The organism is Photobacterium sp. NCIMB 13483 (assembly GCF_003025475.1).
In the GTDB taxonomy this organism is placed as follows: Bacteria; Pseudomonadota; Gammaproteobacteria; order Enterobacterales; family Vibrionaceae; genus Photobacterium; species Photobacterium piscicola.
This window is the reverse complement of the sequence record NZ_PYLV01000007.1, coordinates 142,407-156,751: the sequence shown is the minus strand read 5'-3', so window position 1 is coordinate 156,751 and position 14,345 is coordinate 142,407. Positions and strand designations below refer to the sequence as shown.

General features: G+C 37.0%; 16 protein-coding genes and 1 pseudogene. 12 read left to right on the top strand and 5 right to left on the bottom strand.

Annotated features, from left to right (window positions below; all coding sequences use genetic code 11):
* Nucleotides 1–191 precede the first annotated feature (191 nt).
* Nucleotides 192–1,343, top strand: coding sequence for an iron-containing alcohol dehydrogenase (locus tag C9I86_RS08175; protein ID WP_107276107.1), 1,152 nt, complete (start codon nucleotides 192–194; stop codon nucleotides 1,341–1,343).
* Nucleotides 1,344–1,451: 108 nt separating this feature from the next.
* On the opposite strand, the gene C9I86_RS08170 is transcribed toward C9I86_RS08175, so the two are convergent.
* On the bottom strand, nucleotides 1,452–2,129 hold the full coding sequence (locus C9I86_RS08170) for a Crp/Fnr family transcriptional regulator (protein ID WP_107276115.1): 678 nt from the start codon (nucleotides 2,127–2,129) through the stop codon (nucleotides 1,452–1,454).
* 193 nt (nucleotides 2,130–2,322) lie between these two features.
* Here C9I86_RS08170 and C9I86_RS08165 point away from each other — a divergent pair, with 193 nt between their 5' ends.
* Nucleotides 2,323–3,132, top strand: coding sequence for a methyltransferase domain-containing protein (locus tag C9I86_RS08165; protein WP_107276106.1), 810 nt, complete (start codon nucleotides 2,323–2,325; stop codon nucleotides 3,130–3,132).
* 83 nt (nucleotides 3,133–3,215) lie between these two features.
* On the opposite strand, the gene C9I86_RS08160 is transcribed toward C9I86_RS08165, so the two are convergent.
* On the bottom strand, nucleotides 3,216–3,683 hold the full coding sequence (locus C9I86_RS08160) for a GNAT family N-acetyltransferase (protein WP_080156282.1): 468 nt from the start codon (nucleotides 3,681–3,683) through the stop codon (nucleotides 3,216–3,218).
* 299 nt (nucleotides 3,684–3,982) lie between these two features.
* On the opposite strand from C9I86_RS08160, the gene agaV reads away from it, so the two are divergent.
* From agaV to agaF, 4 genes are read left to right on the top strand one after another with little or no spacing between them, the layout of a single operon-like run.
* Complete coding sequence (gene agaV, locus C9I86_RS08155; RefSeq protein ID WP_080156283.1) at nucleotides 3,983–4,456, top strand: PTS N-acetylgalactosamine transporter subunit IIB; 474 nt, start codon at nucleotides 3,983–3,985, stop codon at nucleotides 4,454–4,456.
* 12 nt (nucleotides 4,457–4,468) lie between these two features.
* A complete protein-coding gene (agaW, locus tag C9I86_RS08150; RefSeq protein WP_080156284.1) occupies nucleotides 4,469–5,245 on the top strand; it encodes a PTS N-acetylgalactosamine transporter subunit IIC in 777 nt (258 codons plus the stop codon).
* Nucleotides 5,235–6,125: a PTS N-acetylgalactosamine transporter subunit IID gene (agaE, locus tag C9I86_RS08145; protein ID WP_080156285.1), complete on the top strand. Its 891-nt coding sequence runs from the start codon at nucleotides 5,235–5,237 to the stop codon at nucleotides 6,123–6,125. Before agaW ends, agaE begins: the two co-directional genes overlap by 11 nt.
* 10 nt (nucleotides 6,126–6,135) lie before the next feature.
* Entirely contained in the window at nucleotides 6,136–6,576 is a 441-nt protein-coding gene (gene agaF, locus C9I86_RS08140) for a PTS galactosamine/N-acetylgalactosamine transporter subunit IIA (RefSeq protein WP_107276105.1), read from the top strand.
* A 65-nt stretch (nucleotides 6,577–6,641) separates the two neighbouring features.
* Here the strand turns inward: agaF and lptA are convergent, their stop codons facing one another.
* On the bottom strand, nucleotides 6,642–7,130 hold the full coding sequence (gene lptA, locus C9I86_RS08135) for a lipopolysaccharide transport periplasmic protein LptA (protein ID WP_080156287.1): 489 nt from the start codon (nucleotides 7,128–7,130) through the stop codon (nucleotides 6,642–6,644).
* Between the two features lie 286 nt (nucleotides 7,131–7,416).
* Between lptA and C9I86_RS08130 the strand changes: the two are divergent.
* The 5 genes and pseudogenes from C9I86_RS08130 (at nucleotide 7,417) to C9I86_RS08110 (ending at nucleotide 11,838) form a co-directional block, all read left to right on the top strand.
* A pseudogene (locus C9I86_RS08130) lies at nucleotides 7,417–8,466 on the top strand (HlyD family secretion protein).
* Nucleotides 8,467–8,478: 12 nt separating this feature from the next.
* The gene (locus tag C9I86_RS08125; protein ID WP_107276104.1) at nucleotides 8,479–9,465 is read left to right on the top strand and encodes a DUF2955 domain-containing protein; all 987 of its coding nucleotides are present in this window, start codon (nucleotides 8,479–8,481) and stop codon (nucleotides 9,463–9,465) included.
* Nucleotides 9,465–9,929, top strand: a complete 465-nt coding sequence (locus C9I86_RS08120; protein WP_107276103.1) for a MarR family winged helix-turn-helix transcriptional regulator — start codon at nucleotides 9,465–9,467, stop codon at nucleotides 9,927–9,929. Before C9I86_RS08125 ends, C9I86_RS08120 begins: the two co-directional genes overlap by 1 nt.
* Nucleotides 9,930–10,107: 178 nt before the next feature.
* Nucleotides 10,108–10,770 (top strand): DUF1007 family protein, encoded by a 663-nt coding sequence (locus C9I86_RS08115; RefSeq protein ID WP_107276102.1) that lies wholly within the window; start codon nucleotides 10,108–10,110, stop codon nucleotides 10,768–10,770.
* A 21-nt stretch (nucleotides 10,771–10,791) separates the two neighbouring features.
* The gene (locus C9I86_RS08110; protein ID WP_107276101.1) at nucleotides 10,792–11,838 is read left to right on the top strand and encodes a nickel/cobalt transporter; all 1,047 of its coding nucleotides are present in this window, start codon (nucleotides 10,792–10,794) and stop codon (nucleotides 11,836–11,838) included.
* A 133-nt stretch (nucleotides 11,839–11,971) separates the two neighbouring features.
* On the opposite strand, the gene C9I86_RS08105 is transcribed toward C9I86_RS08110, so the two are convergent.
* On the bottom strand, nucleotides 11,972–13,276 hold the full coding sequence (locus C9I86_RS08105; protein ID WP_080156293.1) for a hypothetical protein: 1,305 nt from the start codon (nucleotides 13,274–13,276) through the stop codon (nucleotides 11,972–11,974).
* Between the two features lie 112 nt (nucleotides 13,277–13,388).
* Nucleotides 13,389–13,607 carry a hypothetical protein gene (locus C9I86_RS08100; RefSeq protein WP_107276100.1) on the bottom strand — a complete coding sequence of 73 codons (219 nt, stop codon included), beginning with the start codon at nucleotides 13,605–13,607 and terminating at the stop codon, nucleotides 13,389–13,391.
* Between the two features lie 257 nt (nucleotides 13,608–13,864).
* On the opposite strand from C9I86_RS08100, the gene C9I86_RS08095 reads away from it, so the two are divergent.
* A complete protein-coding gene (locus tag C9I86_RS08095; RefSeq protein WP_107276099.1) occupies nucleotides 13,865–14,344 on the top strand; it encodes a GNAT family N-acetyltransferase in 480 nt (159 codons plus the stop codon).
* The last annotated feature ends 1 nt before the right edge of the window (nucleotide 14,345 follow it).

Sequence of the window (14,345 nt, the reverse complement as noted above, 5' to 3'; positions counted from 1 at the left end):
CATTTCAGTCACCTTAGCAGACATTCACTATTAATAGCAGCAACAAAAGAGGAATAGGCAAGCATTAAAGAGAATTATGTATTAAGTAAATACGTATTATCCCCTAGACTGGAGACATCTAAGGTACTCAGTATCTGATAACTAAAATCATTATAATAATCAGCTCAGTTTGCTGTTCTAAGGAAAATAAAATGGATAAGTTTACCTATCAAAGCCCTACAAAAATTCATTTTGGTGAAGGTCAAATTGCTGAAATTGCCAATGACATTCCGAAAGAGAAGAAAATCTTAGTTATCTACGGTGGCGGCTCAATTAAAAGTAACGGCGTCTATGAACAAGTTGCCGCAGCACTAACAGGCTTTAATTGGAGTGAGTTTTCAGGCATCGAGCCAAATCCACAATATGGCACCCTAATGCAAGCCGTTGCTAAAGTGAAAGCAGAAGGCTATGACTTCTTATTAGCTGTTGGTGGTGGTTCAGTGGTTGATGGCACTAAATTCATTGCCGCAGCAGCATGTTATGAAGGCGCAGATCCATGGGAAATTTTGCATGATCAAGCACCAATAACAGCTGCGTTACCTATCGGTTGTGTATTGACATTACCAGCAACAGGCTCTGAAACTAATGGCGGTGCTGTGGTTTCTCGTGGTCACGATAAGCTGTTCTTTGGCTCAGCATTAGTGAAGCCTACATTTGCTATCTTAGATCCACAAACCACATTAAGCCTATCACCTCGCCAAGTGTCTAATGGTGTTGTAGATGCTTTTGTTCATACCATGGAACAATACTTAACTTTCCCTGTGAATGCTAAAGTTCAAGATCGTTTTGCTGAAGGTCTATTGTTAACGCTTATCGAAGAAGGCCCGAAAGCACTAGCAACTCCAGATGATATCGCGGTTCGTGCCAATATCATGTGGTCTGCAACGCAAGCGTTGAATGGCTTAATTGGTGTGGGTGTTCCACAAGATTGGGCTACACATATGATTGGCCATGAACTTACTGGTAACTACAGTATCGATCATGCCCGTACATTAAGCATCGTGTTACCTGCGGTAATGCAAGTTTGTCGAAAAGAGAAACAAGCAAAATTAGTTCAATATGCAGAACGCGTATTTGGTATTACTAACGGCACAACTGACGAGCGTATTGATGCAGCAATCGCACGCACGATTGCTTTCTTTAAAGAAATGGACGTTCCAACCTCACTGGCTGATGTTGAACTAGGCACTGCTGATATTGATGTATTAGTTGCTAGCCTTGAAAAACATGGCAGAACAGCATTAGGTGAACAAGGAAAACTAACGATTGCAGACAGCCGCAAGATTTTAGAAACCGCGCTGTAATCATTACCCAATATTATTACCATAAATAAACCATAAATAAAAAGGCTAGGTATTTTATATCTAGCCTTTTTATTGGGAACTTCAATATCACTAACCTTTTACTAACGGTTAGTGATAGAAGATATCAGCGGTTAAATTTACTGACAAGCAAAGCACTGCAATATCTTTAATTTGAAAACTATTACCATGTTCAATTAATTGCCCTTCATCTTTTAAACGTTTAATCGTTCTTGATAATGTCTCAGGGGTCATACCTAATTGCGTAGCTAATAATTTTTTTGTTATCGATAAGCTGATTTTATTATCTTTGGTTGATTGCTTTTTATATATCTCAGCCAGTTTCATCACAAACCGTTGATTCGCATTTACTTGCGTTAAAATATTAATCTCATTGACTAAACTATGAATTTTATTGGTCATATACTCCATAACGCTGACAGCAAGCTCTGGTGTTTGAGAGACTATTTTTTTTATATCAGTATGTTTATATATCGCTAAAACAGAATCTTGCTCTACCCTTGCCGTCATTGGGTATTGACGAGGTGACATAAACATCGCCATTTCAGCAATCACATCACCCGCAAGAAAAACATTGAATACCTTCTCTTCGCCATTAGGCATTAATCGATAAAGTGTCACTTTCCCTTTTTCAATTACGTACATACGATTAGCTTCTTTGCCTTGATGAAACAGTATCGTACCAGCCTGATAAAATCTTTTCTCTTGCAGTAATGCCAACGAGGCAAGTTGTGTTTTACTCATTAAAGAGATAATGGAAAAGTTCATCTTACCGTCTTCTACTTGATAATTATCAAGATGCATTTTAAATGCATCATTGTATGATAATGATTATCATTTTAGATTCAACCTTAGAAAGGAACTTTTTATGGATGACATTAGTGTAACTTTTCGCTGGATAAGTTTTATCTCAATACTTCTACTTTTTGTTCCTATTCTTTTTCATTAGGATACTAAAAATATGCCGAATAAACTTATGATGCCAGGTGAAAACCAACAACCTGAAAAACGACCAGGCCATTGGTTACTTGCGCAAATAGGAAAAACAGTACTCCGCCCAGGTGGACTATATCTCACCAATAAAATGCTCACTCAACTTAATATTACGACAAGTGATGATGTTATCGAATTTGCGCCAGGGGTTGGATTAACGGCACAAATAACGCTAGCGAAGCGACCTAAAACTTACATCGCAGTAGAGCAAAATGAGCAAGCAGCAGAAATTGTCCGTTCTTATCTCAATGGCGATCATCAAACCTGCCATATTAATAGCGCACAAGAGACTCAATTGGACTCAGAAATTGCTTCAATTGTATATTGTGAAGCAATGTTAACCATGCAAACAAGTACCCGTAAAAAGCAGATTATTGAGGAAGCCAATCGACTATTAAAAACTAATGGCCGCTTTGGTATTCATGAAATGTGCATCATTCCCAGTGATATTGATAGTAACAAACAGCGTTATATTCAAAAAGTATTAACAGAAACTATTCAACATCCAGCGAAACCACTTACTCCGAAAGAATGGGGGCAGCTTCTTAATGAGTGTGGCTTTGAAATAGAATATGAAGCGATTGCTCCGATGCATTTATTGGAGCCGGCTAGAATGCTGCAAGATGAAGGGGTTATTGGGTGTTTTAAGATTTTTAAAAATTTAGCCACAAAGCCTGATGTCAGAAAACGGGTTTTAAATATGCGAAATGTTTTTCGACAGCATAGTGATAACTTAGCAGCCATTACTTTTGTAGTTAAAAAGAAGCCATTAATTTAAATATATAGTTAAAAAAAGCCCCCCTATCATTGAATAAATAATAGGGGTTTTATTTAATATATTACTATTTAAGCAACTGCGAATTAAGCGGTGGTTTTAAAACATTGGCGGGTGACATCACCCCAGTATTCATCGTGATAAATGTCTTCAACAAATACTTCATTGGTGTAACTACCAATCGCGCGTCGCCAAAAAGCAATCGCATTATCAGCGCCTGCAATCTGCTTGCTTTGCCATAGACCCGGCATCATATCAAATAGCGTATGGGCAAAACGTTGACCAGCTTTGTTCTTACGAAATACGGGTACAACGTAAAAATCACACACTTCGTAATGATCAACACTCTCGTTAGCAATAGCAGCTAATCCTGCGGGTTTACCTTCGATATACAATAAATAGCCAGTGACATTACCCTCAATTGGAGTGTCTAAAGCAAACTTACCCTCATCATCAGGCATTTTCTTCGTTAACGGTGAAAATTCAGCTTCATAAGCTTGAGTTAAATTTAAATAGATCGCTAGATTGCTGGTATTAACTTTTACTAATTCCACTGTGTATCCTTTTTTGTTGGTAAATCCTCGTCATAGAATACCGCATATAACAAAATCAAACAGCTTCATCTGCTCACGTCATAACATATCTGATCAATTAACATTCATATTCATCAAGTTCCTGATGCTTTATTTATTTAGTGACATACATCAAAAGCAAAAGCACAAAAACAACAAAACGAAAGATATATATTTTCGAATAACTTCGAATTGTGACTTGAAATACAAAATATGATTTAAAAACATGTTTTCATGAAAATAAGAAATGAAATGAAAACCAAAATAACAGAGGTCTATATATGCCAAATATAGTGTTAAGTCGTATCGATGAACGTTTAGTTCATGGTCAAGTAGGTGTGCAATGGGTTGGATTCGCTGACGCAAATATTGTTGTTGTTGCCAATGATGAGGTTGCCAATGATGAAATACAGCAAAATCTAATGGAAATGGTTATTGCTGATGGTATCAGTATTCGATTCTGGACCCTTCAAAAAACAATTGAAACCATTCATAAAGCTAACGATAAACAAAGGATTTTACTTGTTTGTAAAACACCAACAGATTTTCAGCATCTTATTGAAGGTGGTGTACCCATTGCTGCGATTAATGTCGGCAATATGCATTACTGTGCCAATAAAAATCAAATAGCGAAAACAGTCTCGGTTGATAGCGATGATATTGCCGCGTTTCATTACCTTAAAGATCATCAAATTGCATGTTATATCCAAGGTGTTCCAACAGAAACAGCAACGGATATTTTTACTCTACTGTAAAAGGATAACGTCATGGAAATAGGATTTCTACAAGCAGTACTACTCGGTATTCTGGCCTTTTTCGCAGGGCTAGATTTATTTAATGGCTTAACACACTTTCACCGTCCCGTTGTTCTTGGGCCTCTTGTCGGACTGATACTTGGTGATCTTCAAACAGGTATTTTGGTTGGCGGTACTTTAGAACTGATTTGGATGGGATTAGCCCCACTCGCAGGCGCGCAACCACCAAATGTCATCATTGGTACTATCGTGGGCACAGCTTTTGCTATTACAACAAAGGTTGAACCCAATGTGGCCGTTGGTGTAGCAGTGCCTTTCGCGGTTGCCGTACAAATGGGAATCACTTTACTGTTCTCAGCAATGTCTGCCGTGATGTCAAAATGTGATCAGATGGCAGGAAATGCAGATACTAAAGGAATTGAAACTGTTAACTATTTAGCATTATTAGTGCTTGGGTCTTTCTATTTCCTATGTGCATTTTTACCTGTGTACTTTGGTGCTGAACATGCGGGAACTATGGTGCAAATGCTACCTCAACAACTGATTGATGGTTTAGGCGTTGCAGGAGGCATCATGCCTGCGGTTGGTTTTGCAGTATTGATGAAGATCATGATGAAAAATATTTACATTCCTTATTTCATCCTTGGATTCGTTGCCGCAGCTTGGCTACAACTGCCTATTTTAGCCATTGCCTCTGCCGCAACAGCGATGGCAATTATTGACTTCATGCGTAAACCCGAACCAGCACAACAAACTAAACCACAAGAGGATTGCGAAGATGGTATCTAATGCTCACACTCACCCTGCAACTTCTATTCCTGCCGAAAACCCTGATGTACGTCCAGCACCTGGTATTGGTGAAGATGAATACGAAGATAAAAGCACAGGCGCAGAACTCACCTCTGCTGATATAAACCGTATGGCATGGCGTTCAATGCTACTCCAAGCATCATTTAATTATGAACGTATGCAAGCTTCTGGTTGGCTATATGGCTTATTGCCCGGTCTATCTAAAATTCATACCAATAAAGCTGACTTAGCCAAATCAATGAAAGGTCATATGGGGTTTTTTAATACTCACCCATTTTTAGTGACATTCGTCATGGGTATTATTTTGGCAATGGAGCGTTCAAAACAAAACGTTAACAGTATCCAAAGTACGAAAATAGCCGTTGGCGCACCGATGGGAGGTATTGGTGACGCTATGTTCTGGTTAACTTTATTGCCTATTTGTGCAGGTATTGGTGCCGATCTCGCTTTGCAAGGCTCAATCATGGGGGCTGTTGTATTCTTATTGTTATTCAATAGCGTACATTTTGGATTACGGTTTGGACTCGCTCACTATGCTTACAAAATGGGGGTGGCTGCAATTCCAATGATCAAAGCAAATACTAAAAAAGTAGGTCATGCTGCCTCTATTGTCGGAATGACCGTTATTGGTGCATTGGTTGCCACTTATGTTCGTCTATCAACAACTGCTGAAATTGAAGCTGGCGATGCCGTTGTGAAATTACAGGCAGATGTACTGGATAAGTTAATGCCTGCATTTTTACCTTTGCTATACACCTTACTTATGTATGCCTTAGTCAAACGGGGTTGGAGTCCATTAAAACTTATTGGTGTAACAGTTGTAATAAGCATAGCTGGTCGTTTTAGTGGCATACTTTAAGGAATAAACCATGATATCTATAATTATTACAGGCCACGGCGCTTTTGCATCCGGTATGGAACAAGCCTTAAAGCAAATCATTGGTCATCAGCCTCAACTTATCTGTATCAATTTTTCAGAATCCATGAGCACTGCACAATTAGATAAAGAAATAAAAATAGCACTCAGCCAATTACCACTCGATGATGGCGTTGTTTTTATGACAGATCTCTTGGGAGGCACGCCTTTTAGATGTGCATCACTTCTCAGTCAGCATAATGAAAAGATAAAAGTATTAACGGGCACGAATCTACAAATGGCAGCAGAAATGCTACTTGAGCGAGATGAATATACTTTAACTGATTTTTGCCAACAAGCATTAGCATCAGCACATAGAGGAATAACAAGTTTAGATGAACAACTTCAGCAACAAAAGAAACCCAAATTAATTCCTGAAGAAGATGGTATCTAAAAACATTAAAAAAAGCACCGATAATTCGGTGCTTTTTTATAGTGACGGTCTGCTCTGAAATATATTTACTTCGTTTCCGGTAATAATTTGGTTTTAACTTGCTGAGATTTAGTTCCCGTCGCCTTCATAAACTGCGCTTTAAGATTATAACTGATGGTATTGGCGCGAATAATATTCCCATCTTGGGTTATTTTAGCGTTTTTCTTTAATACCATCATGCTATCAGAAGGAGTATAGATGCCATAACTCGATTCACCATTAATGACTTTGCCATCTTTCATTACACGTTTGAAGTGAGCAGGCTTGCCATACACTTCAATCGTTTTTAATTCTTTAGTTTTCGCATTAAGTTTAATCACCGCTTTATCTGCTTTAATGGTGATGCCACCTTGAACAATATCTACTTTGCCGATTAGTGTTGTCGTATTATTTTCAACATCAACATCTTGAGTAACAGATGATAATTGGATAGGTAGTGCTGTTTCTGCCGTAGCAGCCAAAACAGAGGTACTCAAAAGTAAGAGTAAAGTCGCAGTAAATAGCTTTTTCTTCATTATTTATTATTCTCATCATGTGATGCTAATTTTGCCACGATAATACCAAGGAATTAAAGACGCTATTGCTTCTCTTCTTACGCACTTAAAATATATCGCTCTTTTTATATTCTAACTTATTTTTACAGTTTTATCTTAAAGCTATTTGTTTGTTTCACTTCATGCCTTATCGCTAAATATATATTCCATATAATCAATACGTTATAAACACACACCAAATTATTGTTGCACATACAACAAAATAAGATTAAATTACATCTATTATTGTTGTATAGGTTACAAAAAAATGAAAGAAAAATTTTATCAATACCTTATTTATAGCGTACTCACTATCATTGCGTGTTTTTCCCTCTTTTTATTGATTAGTGATAACATTGCGCCCTTTACCACTCAATCAACTTTATACCGTGCTGTTGCCAATATTTCACCGCAAGTTTCTGGTGTGATCACCAATGTGGCGGTTAAAAATGGCCAAACAATCGATAAAGGAGAGCTACTGTTTAACATTGATCCTGCCCCCTATGCACTTAAGGTGCGTCAGGCTCAAGCAGATTTAGCCCAAGCAGATCAAAACTATTCCGCACAAACACAGCAATTAGTCACTGCAAATCAGCTGTTAAAACAACGTCAATTACAATCACATAATGCCGCTATTTCACTCACTAGATTTCAGCAATTAATTAATAAAGGCTTGGTGACTCATCAACAATTTGATGACGTACAAACACAAGCAGCAGTTGCAAATAGTGCTTATCAAGGTGCTAAAGCTGATGTACTACGCATAAAAGCCCTGCTTAATGGCAAATCTAACAATGCTGCCGTTGAATTAGCTCAGGCTAAGCTAGCTCAAGCTCAATTAGATTTAGCACATACCCATGTGATCGCCCAAACCACAGGCACAATCACCAACCTACAACTACAGGTGGGAAGCTATATTAATCAAGGTACGCCTGCTCTGTTTATCGTTAATGAAAACAATGTCTGGTTAAGCGCCGATTTTAATGAAAAAGGAATGACCTAATTACAACCTCAACATATGGTTTATATTGCGTTTGACGCCATTCCAGGCAAAGTATTCAAAGGTGAGATAAGCAGTCAAGATCGGGCTGAATTTGATGCTGAAAACCCCAATAACCAACTATCAACAGTAGCAAATGATAAAAATTGGATCCGTGAATTACAAAAAATTCGCACTCGTATTACGGTTAATGATCTTGATCCTGCTTTAATTTCAGGTGCCAGGGCCAGTGTTATTGTTCAAAGCAGTAACCCAATTATCAATACAATAGCGCAAATATGGATCAAGCTAGTCGCTATTTTTCACTATATTTATTAGTGAGTAAGGCATATGACATTTAATAAAAGTGATACCAATAATGCGTTACGAATTGCGTTAACCATCACCTTTTGTATGCTAATAGGTAAATTAGCCAATTTTAATTCGCCAGTTTATTTTGCACTTTATCCAACACTGTTAATGACCAAAGGGCGTCAATTTTCATGGGTTGGTATTGGCCGAATGTTCTTACCTACGTTTATCGCCGCTAGCACAGCGTTAATTGTTAGTAACTTATTTTATAACCATCCTTTTATTATTTGGACGATCAGCTTATTTTTCTTTGATTTTATGCGGCGTCGAGCCAATACGCCTGCAAAATTAAATCAATTATTAATGCCAACGTTTAATTGGATTTTAATCATTATTTTTGCTCAACATACTGATATGAATATGGCAATGAGGATCCATGAAATATTATTAGCAATGATCATTACCGCTGTAATAGCAAAAATAATGATAGGGCTATTTCCTATCACGGCCCAACAACCACCATTAACTCCTATGCCCATGTTTAATGTCAGTTATCGACACCGATTTATCACATTAACTTTACTGGGGATCAGCGTTGCGTTTCTTATGATCGTTGACTTAATTTCAGCCACATTTTGCCTAGTACCCGTTATTGCTGCGGTTACACAGTTAAACCGAACTAACTATGTAAAAACAGTAAAATTACGTTTTATCACTCAAATTGGAGGTTGTGTGATTGCTCTGATTTTTTCAGTTTTGATGATGGGACATCAAACCATTATTCCTTACTACGCTTTTATTCTTGGGGGGTTGATATTTGTTCTAGCATTGATGATGACTATAACTAACGGTATTGCGCGTGACATTCATGCTGATACCATTTTAGCGACAGTATTACCGATCCAACTCTATTTAGGAAATAATAGCTTTAATTTGAACAGTACCTTTCTACGCGGGTGGGAACTGGCGGTAACTTTAGGTATATTGTTTTTAATCCATTTCTTAAGTTCGACCAAGAGATCCTAATGAATTCTGTTATTACTAATATACCTGAATTGGATAGTAGCCTAAGTTTTACCATTGGAATTACTTACAAACAATTTAGAACCATTGCTAATCAATCACTTAATTCAAAATTTGATATCACTTTAGAAATGCTAGGTGCATTACGAGTATTAGATCATTTAGGTGAAATACCTCAACAGACCGTCGCAGAAGCATTACAACGAGAGCGATCAGTAACAAAACGTTTAATCGATAACTGCATTAAACGAGACTTAGTTGAAGCAAAGAAAAGTATCGATAATAAAAAAGCACGGTACTTGGTGCTTACTCCTAAGGGATTAACGGTCAAGCAGCAAGCTGATATTGTCATTAAAGCCATTACACTTGATTTTTATGCTCCCCTTAATGCACAAGAATGTGAACAGTTATTATCTCTTTGCCGTCGACTAGTAAAACCTGATTTTATTTTAGGCAGTGACAATTAATCTACCTAATAAAGCAATGAGCTGTTAGTACTCTATAGTTAACAGCTCAATACTCTTCAAATAATGCCCATATCTTCACCTAGATTCATTAATAGCTCTATGTTATAACATAACAAGAATATTGCTATTTACCAGAATTATTGTCACTCATCAAATGATGAATATGGAGCCTACTTAGATGCGTTTGAATGCCTTACCCTGTTTTATATTATCCATCGCTGCGTTATTACCCCTAACCAGCCAAGCGCATCCCCACTCTTGGATTAATATGAAAACCTACATAGAGGGAAGTAGCACTCAAATTACAGGGTTTAAGATGGTATGGACATTTGATGCCATGACGACTGCTTATATGCTGGATGGCGAAGACATATCGCCAGCAAACAAGCAGCAAACACTGAAAGATACAGCCCAATCAGTGATGGAAAACATGAAAAATGCGCACTATTTTACTTATTTTTATGATAATGAAACGCCAATTAAATACCATATTCCAGCCGGTGGCGAATTGGTTAAACCCCGCGCAAAAGCAACACTGACTTTTGAGTTACCTTTAGCAAAGCCAAAAGCTATCACCAAAGATTCGTTGAAATTATTAATTTTTGAGCCAAGTTATTATGTTGATATGTCATGGGGTAATAAAAGTGACATTATCCTTTCTCCAGAACTAGCAAAAACATGTCGGTTTACATTAGTAGAGCCAAACCCAACGCCAGAACAAGTAACTTTTGCCATGTCACTTCCAGCAGATGCTGATCCTGATAATCAATTAGGGCAAGTGTTTACGCAAACAGTAAAATTACACTGCGATATCAACACCACTGCGCCTTCCACCAAATAGTTTTAATTTAGGATCTATCCAATGAAATCCGACTATCATTCCCCTGTAGAGGTTGATAATAATCCTCCACTATCATCTTGTGCTCATCATCAATCGCATGAACACGCTAAAATTCATCCAACACCTGTCTCATGGTTAGCCCGTATAAGTGTGTTACTGCTGTTTGTGGCTAGTGGCTATATGTTATGGCAGCAATGGCCAGCACTACTGATGGAAAGTATTAAATGGCAACGCGACATTAATGGTCAGTTAAGTGATTTACTCTATGATGCACAACAAAACATAACCGCCGCTTATTCATTAGCAGGCTTGAGCTTTCTGTATGGTATTTTTCATTCGCTAGGCCCCGGTCATGGTAAAATGATTGTCACCACTTACCTCGCCACTAACCCTACAAAAATAAAGGCCAGCTTAATCATGACGGTGGTATCAGCATTTGTACAAGCGCTGGTTGCCATTACGTTAGTCAGTATTTTATTAATATTTTTTAAATCCTCAATGCGACAAGTCAACGATGCCGCAGATCAATTTATTAGCTATAGTTTTATGGCCATGCTGTTACTTGGAGCGATCGTTATTTACCGCAGTCTAAAACAGGCATGGCAACTTAGAATGCAACAACAGCACCATAACCATAACCATAACCATAACCATAACCATAACCATAACCATGGTAGTGAATGTGGTTGTGGTCATAAACACTTTGCTAGTGCAGATGAAATTAATAACGCGACCAGTTTACGAGAATATATTGTCATCATCTTCAGTATTGGTATCCGTCCCTGCACTGGTGCTATTTTAGTGTTGTTATTTGCTAATATGGTTGGACTGTATTGGCTTGGCGTTATAAGTGCAATACTCATGGCAGTGGGAACAGCACTGACCACATCAGCCATTGCATTATTGACCTTATCTGGTAAGAAAATCGTCAGCCGCTATTTAGCCACCAACGAACGCCAACGAACAATGACTGGTATTATTCTAAAATTATTCGGGGGCATATTGTTGGTGTTGTTAGCCATCATACTACTTAACGGTCACAGCTATGGTATGTCGCCCGTCTTATAATCAAAAGATACCCAACAAGAGCGACTAGGTTGATCTAGAAAATAAAAAGGTTGAGTGGCTATCACTTTCAATAAGAAAGAAATAACAACACACTCAACCTTTTTTATTGGCTCACATCAGAAGATTTAATCACTCAATCAACACTAACACCTTGGCGTCGATATTCACGTAAAATCTGCTGCTCTGCCACGGTCGATAAAATAAACATCATCACATACCCAAAACCCAGCGCCACAATAATTGCCACCACATTGGCAGTAAACAGTGCCAGCAGATAATAACTTACCACCAAAGTAACGATGCCACTTAATCGAATCATTAAACTCAATGTAAATTTACCATGAGCTTTGATATACGCTAACTGGTAAGCATTAAGCATCATGAAAATAAAGAAAATAGAGAAATGAAATAATACAATCTCTGCACCTTTATATTGTGTAGGGAAAATAAACCCAACAATATCTTTACCACCAATAAGCATAACCAAGAAAAAGCTCACACTCACAATGACAGCTAATCGGTATACCCAACGACGAATAGCACGTATTTGAGCATGCTCACCTTTACGTACACTTTGCGATAATTCAGGTAATACAAATCGATAGATAGGAAATACGAATAACATTGTCATATAAGTAAATATCGGTCTAACAACCACTTGAAAATCACCTAACTCATCTAAACTAAAATGGGTGATCGTTAGTAGAACCGCCGCATAAATCATTAAAATACTGGCTCCGGCTTCTAAAGATGCCGTGAAACTTTTGCGGACATAATTACGCATATTAGGATCAAGCTGCACCGTCGTTAACGGTTTTGTCGCTATCTGTTTTCTACGTTTCCAATACATGAAATGAGCAACAATCAATGAAGAAACCATTACACTATAAAAAAGAGAAGCTAACGCAGTAAAGTGTAAAATATAGTAACAACACACAAAGGTAATAACATTTGATGTCGGTTCAATCCATGTCACTTTATTTGAAACATCGTATAAACGGTACATAGCGATTAAATTGGTAAAGTATATTTTTAACCCCATACCAAAAATAACGCCAACCATTTCAAAATAGCCAACATTTATATGTAATTCATGTTTTATATAGGGTAAAACTAAACCCCATGTAATAAGTACAACGATAATCAAACTGAAGCGGAATATATTGATAATATCATGATCATTGTGTGTCTGACTGTAAGTAACAACCATTGATGATCGAAAGCCCGTCATTAAAATTAATGATAATGACACAATATCAATAACACTATTAAATAGTGCTAAATCGTCTTTTGCTACCCACTGTGCCAACCAAACTTTAAACAAAAAACCAATCGAAATACTGGCTAATGTTGCCCAAATACCCGCAACAAATGCTTTTTTTAATCGTGTCAATGTATCAACATCATCAACTAAAGGAATGGCCTGCGGCTCTTTCATACGTAATAACTGTAGAGAAACATATTAATATGATACTGGATTTTTCAAATGAGATCTAAAGCGAATAACGGATTTAATAATTACCGCTTAAAAAACATTATTATTAACTGATTTATAATGGTTTTATTTCACCAACTAACGCATAAATCATTTCAAATTCAACACAATATCGATCTAACTGATGTAATAAGAAATTTAGGTTTTTATTTAACCCATGACTCACACAATAACGAATCGTTTTTTCCGTGCCTTTGATTTTAAATCGAGCAATAATTAATCGATATTTTAATTGTTGGTGTGGTAATAAGAAAAAACCTACGAGGAAAGCCATCTTGAATCCAAAGAATAATATAACGTAATATCTCTCTGCATTCTAACAACTTTTAGAATATAATTAATAAGTTAAAATGAAATCAAAATTCTTAAAAATATATTATAAGTTCACCTAAATATTAACTTCGATATCAGCGTATTAAAATCACCCATTCAATTTTGGTTACAATTTATTCCATATTAAGTAAGATGTTCGGATTGTAATCATAACTATGGCTAGGTATAAGTAGTGCTTATTCTAACTATGAGAAACTTATGAAAATAATCCCCATCCAGACATCACATTGGCAGCAAATTGAATATATTCAACATTTAGCCTATGGTGATGATTTTTCAGAAGCTATTGAAGTATTAAAAAGCAAAGTTACAATATCACCACAAACGTGCTTTGTATGTATCAATGAGCAACAGCATGTCCTTGGGTATCTCATTAGTCACCCTCATCATAAAGGTTCAACACCTAAGTTAGATCAACTAAGTACACCAATTGAGAGTAATCACCTACACCTACATGATTTAGCAATCATTACCTCGGCTCAAGGACAAGGATTACCAAAATTATTGCTTAGCCATCTATTTACTGTACTTGAAAATTTGGACTATCAGTCTATTTCATTAGTTTCAGTTCAAAATTCCGCAGCATTTTGGCAACGATATAATTTTATTACTGATAACAACTTAACTACACCTATAAACTACGGTGATAATGCAATATGTATGTCTCGCTATATATAAA

Bases quoted from the DNA above. Each gene is read 5' to 3' on its own strand.
- C9I86_RS08125 (WP_107276104.1), top strand. From the start codon at position 8,479: ATGACATTTAATAAAAGTGATACCAATAATGCGTTACGAATTGCGTTA.
- C9I86_RS08115 (WP_107276102.1), top strand. From the start codon at position 10,108: ATGCGTTTGAATGCCTTACCCTGTTTTATATTATCCATCGCTGCGTTA.
- C9I86_RS08100 (WP_107276100.1), bottom strand. From the start codon at position 13,607: ATGGCTTTCCTCGTAGGTTTTTTCTTATTACCACACCAACAATTAAAA.
- C9I86_RS08120 (WP_107276103.1), top strand. From the start codon at position 9,465: ATGAATTCTGTTATTACTAATATACCTGAATTGGATAGTAGCCTAAGT.
- agaF (WP_107276105.1), top strand. From the start codon at position 6,136: ATGATATCTATAATTATTACAGGCCACGGCGCTTTTGCATCCGGTATG.
- lptA (WP_080156287.1), bottom strand. From the start codon at position 7,130: ATGAAGAAAAAGCTATTTACTGCGACTTTACTCTTACTTTTGAGTACC.
- C9I86_RS08165 (WP_107276106.1), top strand. From the start codon at position 2,323: ATGCCGAATAAACTTATGATGCCAGGTGAAAACCAACAACCTGAAAAA.
- agaV (WP_080156283.1), top strand. From the start codon at position 3,983: ATGCCAAATATAGTGTTAAGTCGTATCGATGAACGTTTAGTTCATGGT.
- C9I86_RS08110 (WP_107276101.1), top strand. From the start codon at position 10,792: ATGAAATCCGACTATCATTCCCCTGTAGAGGTTGATAATAATCCTCCA.
- C9I86_RS08105 (WP_080156293.1), bottom strand. From the start codon at position 13,276: ATGAAAGAGCCGCAGGCCATTCCTTTAGTTGATGATGTTGATACATTG.
- C9I86_RS08170 (WP_107276115.1), bottom strand. From the start codon at position 2,129: ATGAACTTTTCCATTATCTCTTTAATGAGTAAAACACAACTTGCCTCG.
- C9I86_RS08095 (WP_107276099.1), top strand. From the start codon at position 13,865: ATGAAAATAATCCCCATCCAGACATCACATTGGCAGCAAATTGAATAT.
- agaW (WP_080156284.1), top strand. From the start codon at position 4,469: ATGGAAATAGGATTTCTACAAGCAGTACTACTCGGTATTCTGGCCTTT.
- agaE (WP_080156285.1), top strand. From the start codon at position 5,235: ATGGTATCTAATGCTCACACTCACCCTGCAACTTCTATTCCTGCCGAA.
- C9I86_RS08175 (WP_107276107.1), top strand. From the start codon at position 192: ATGGATAAGTTTACCTATCAAAGCCCTACAAAAATTCATTTTGGTGAA.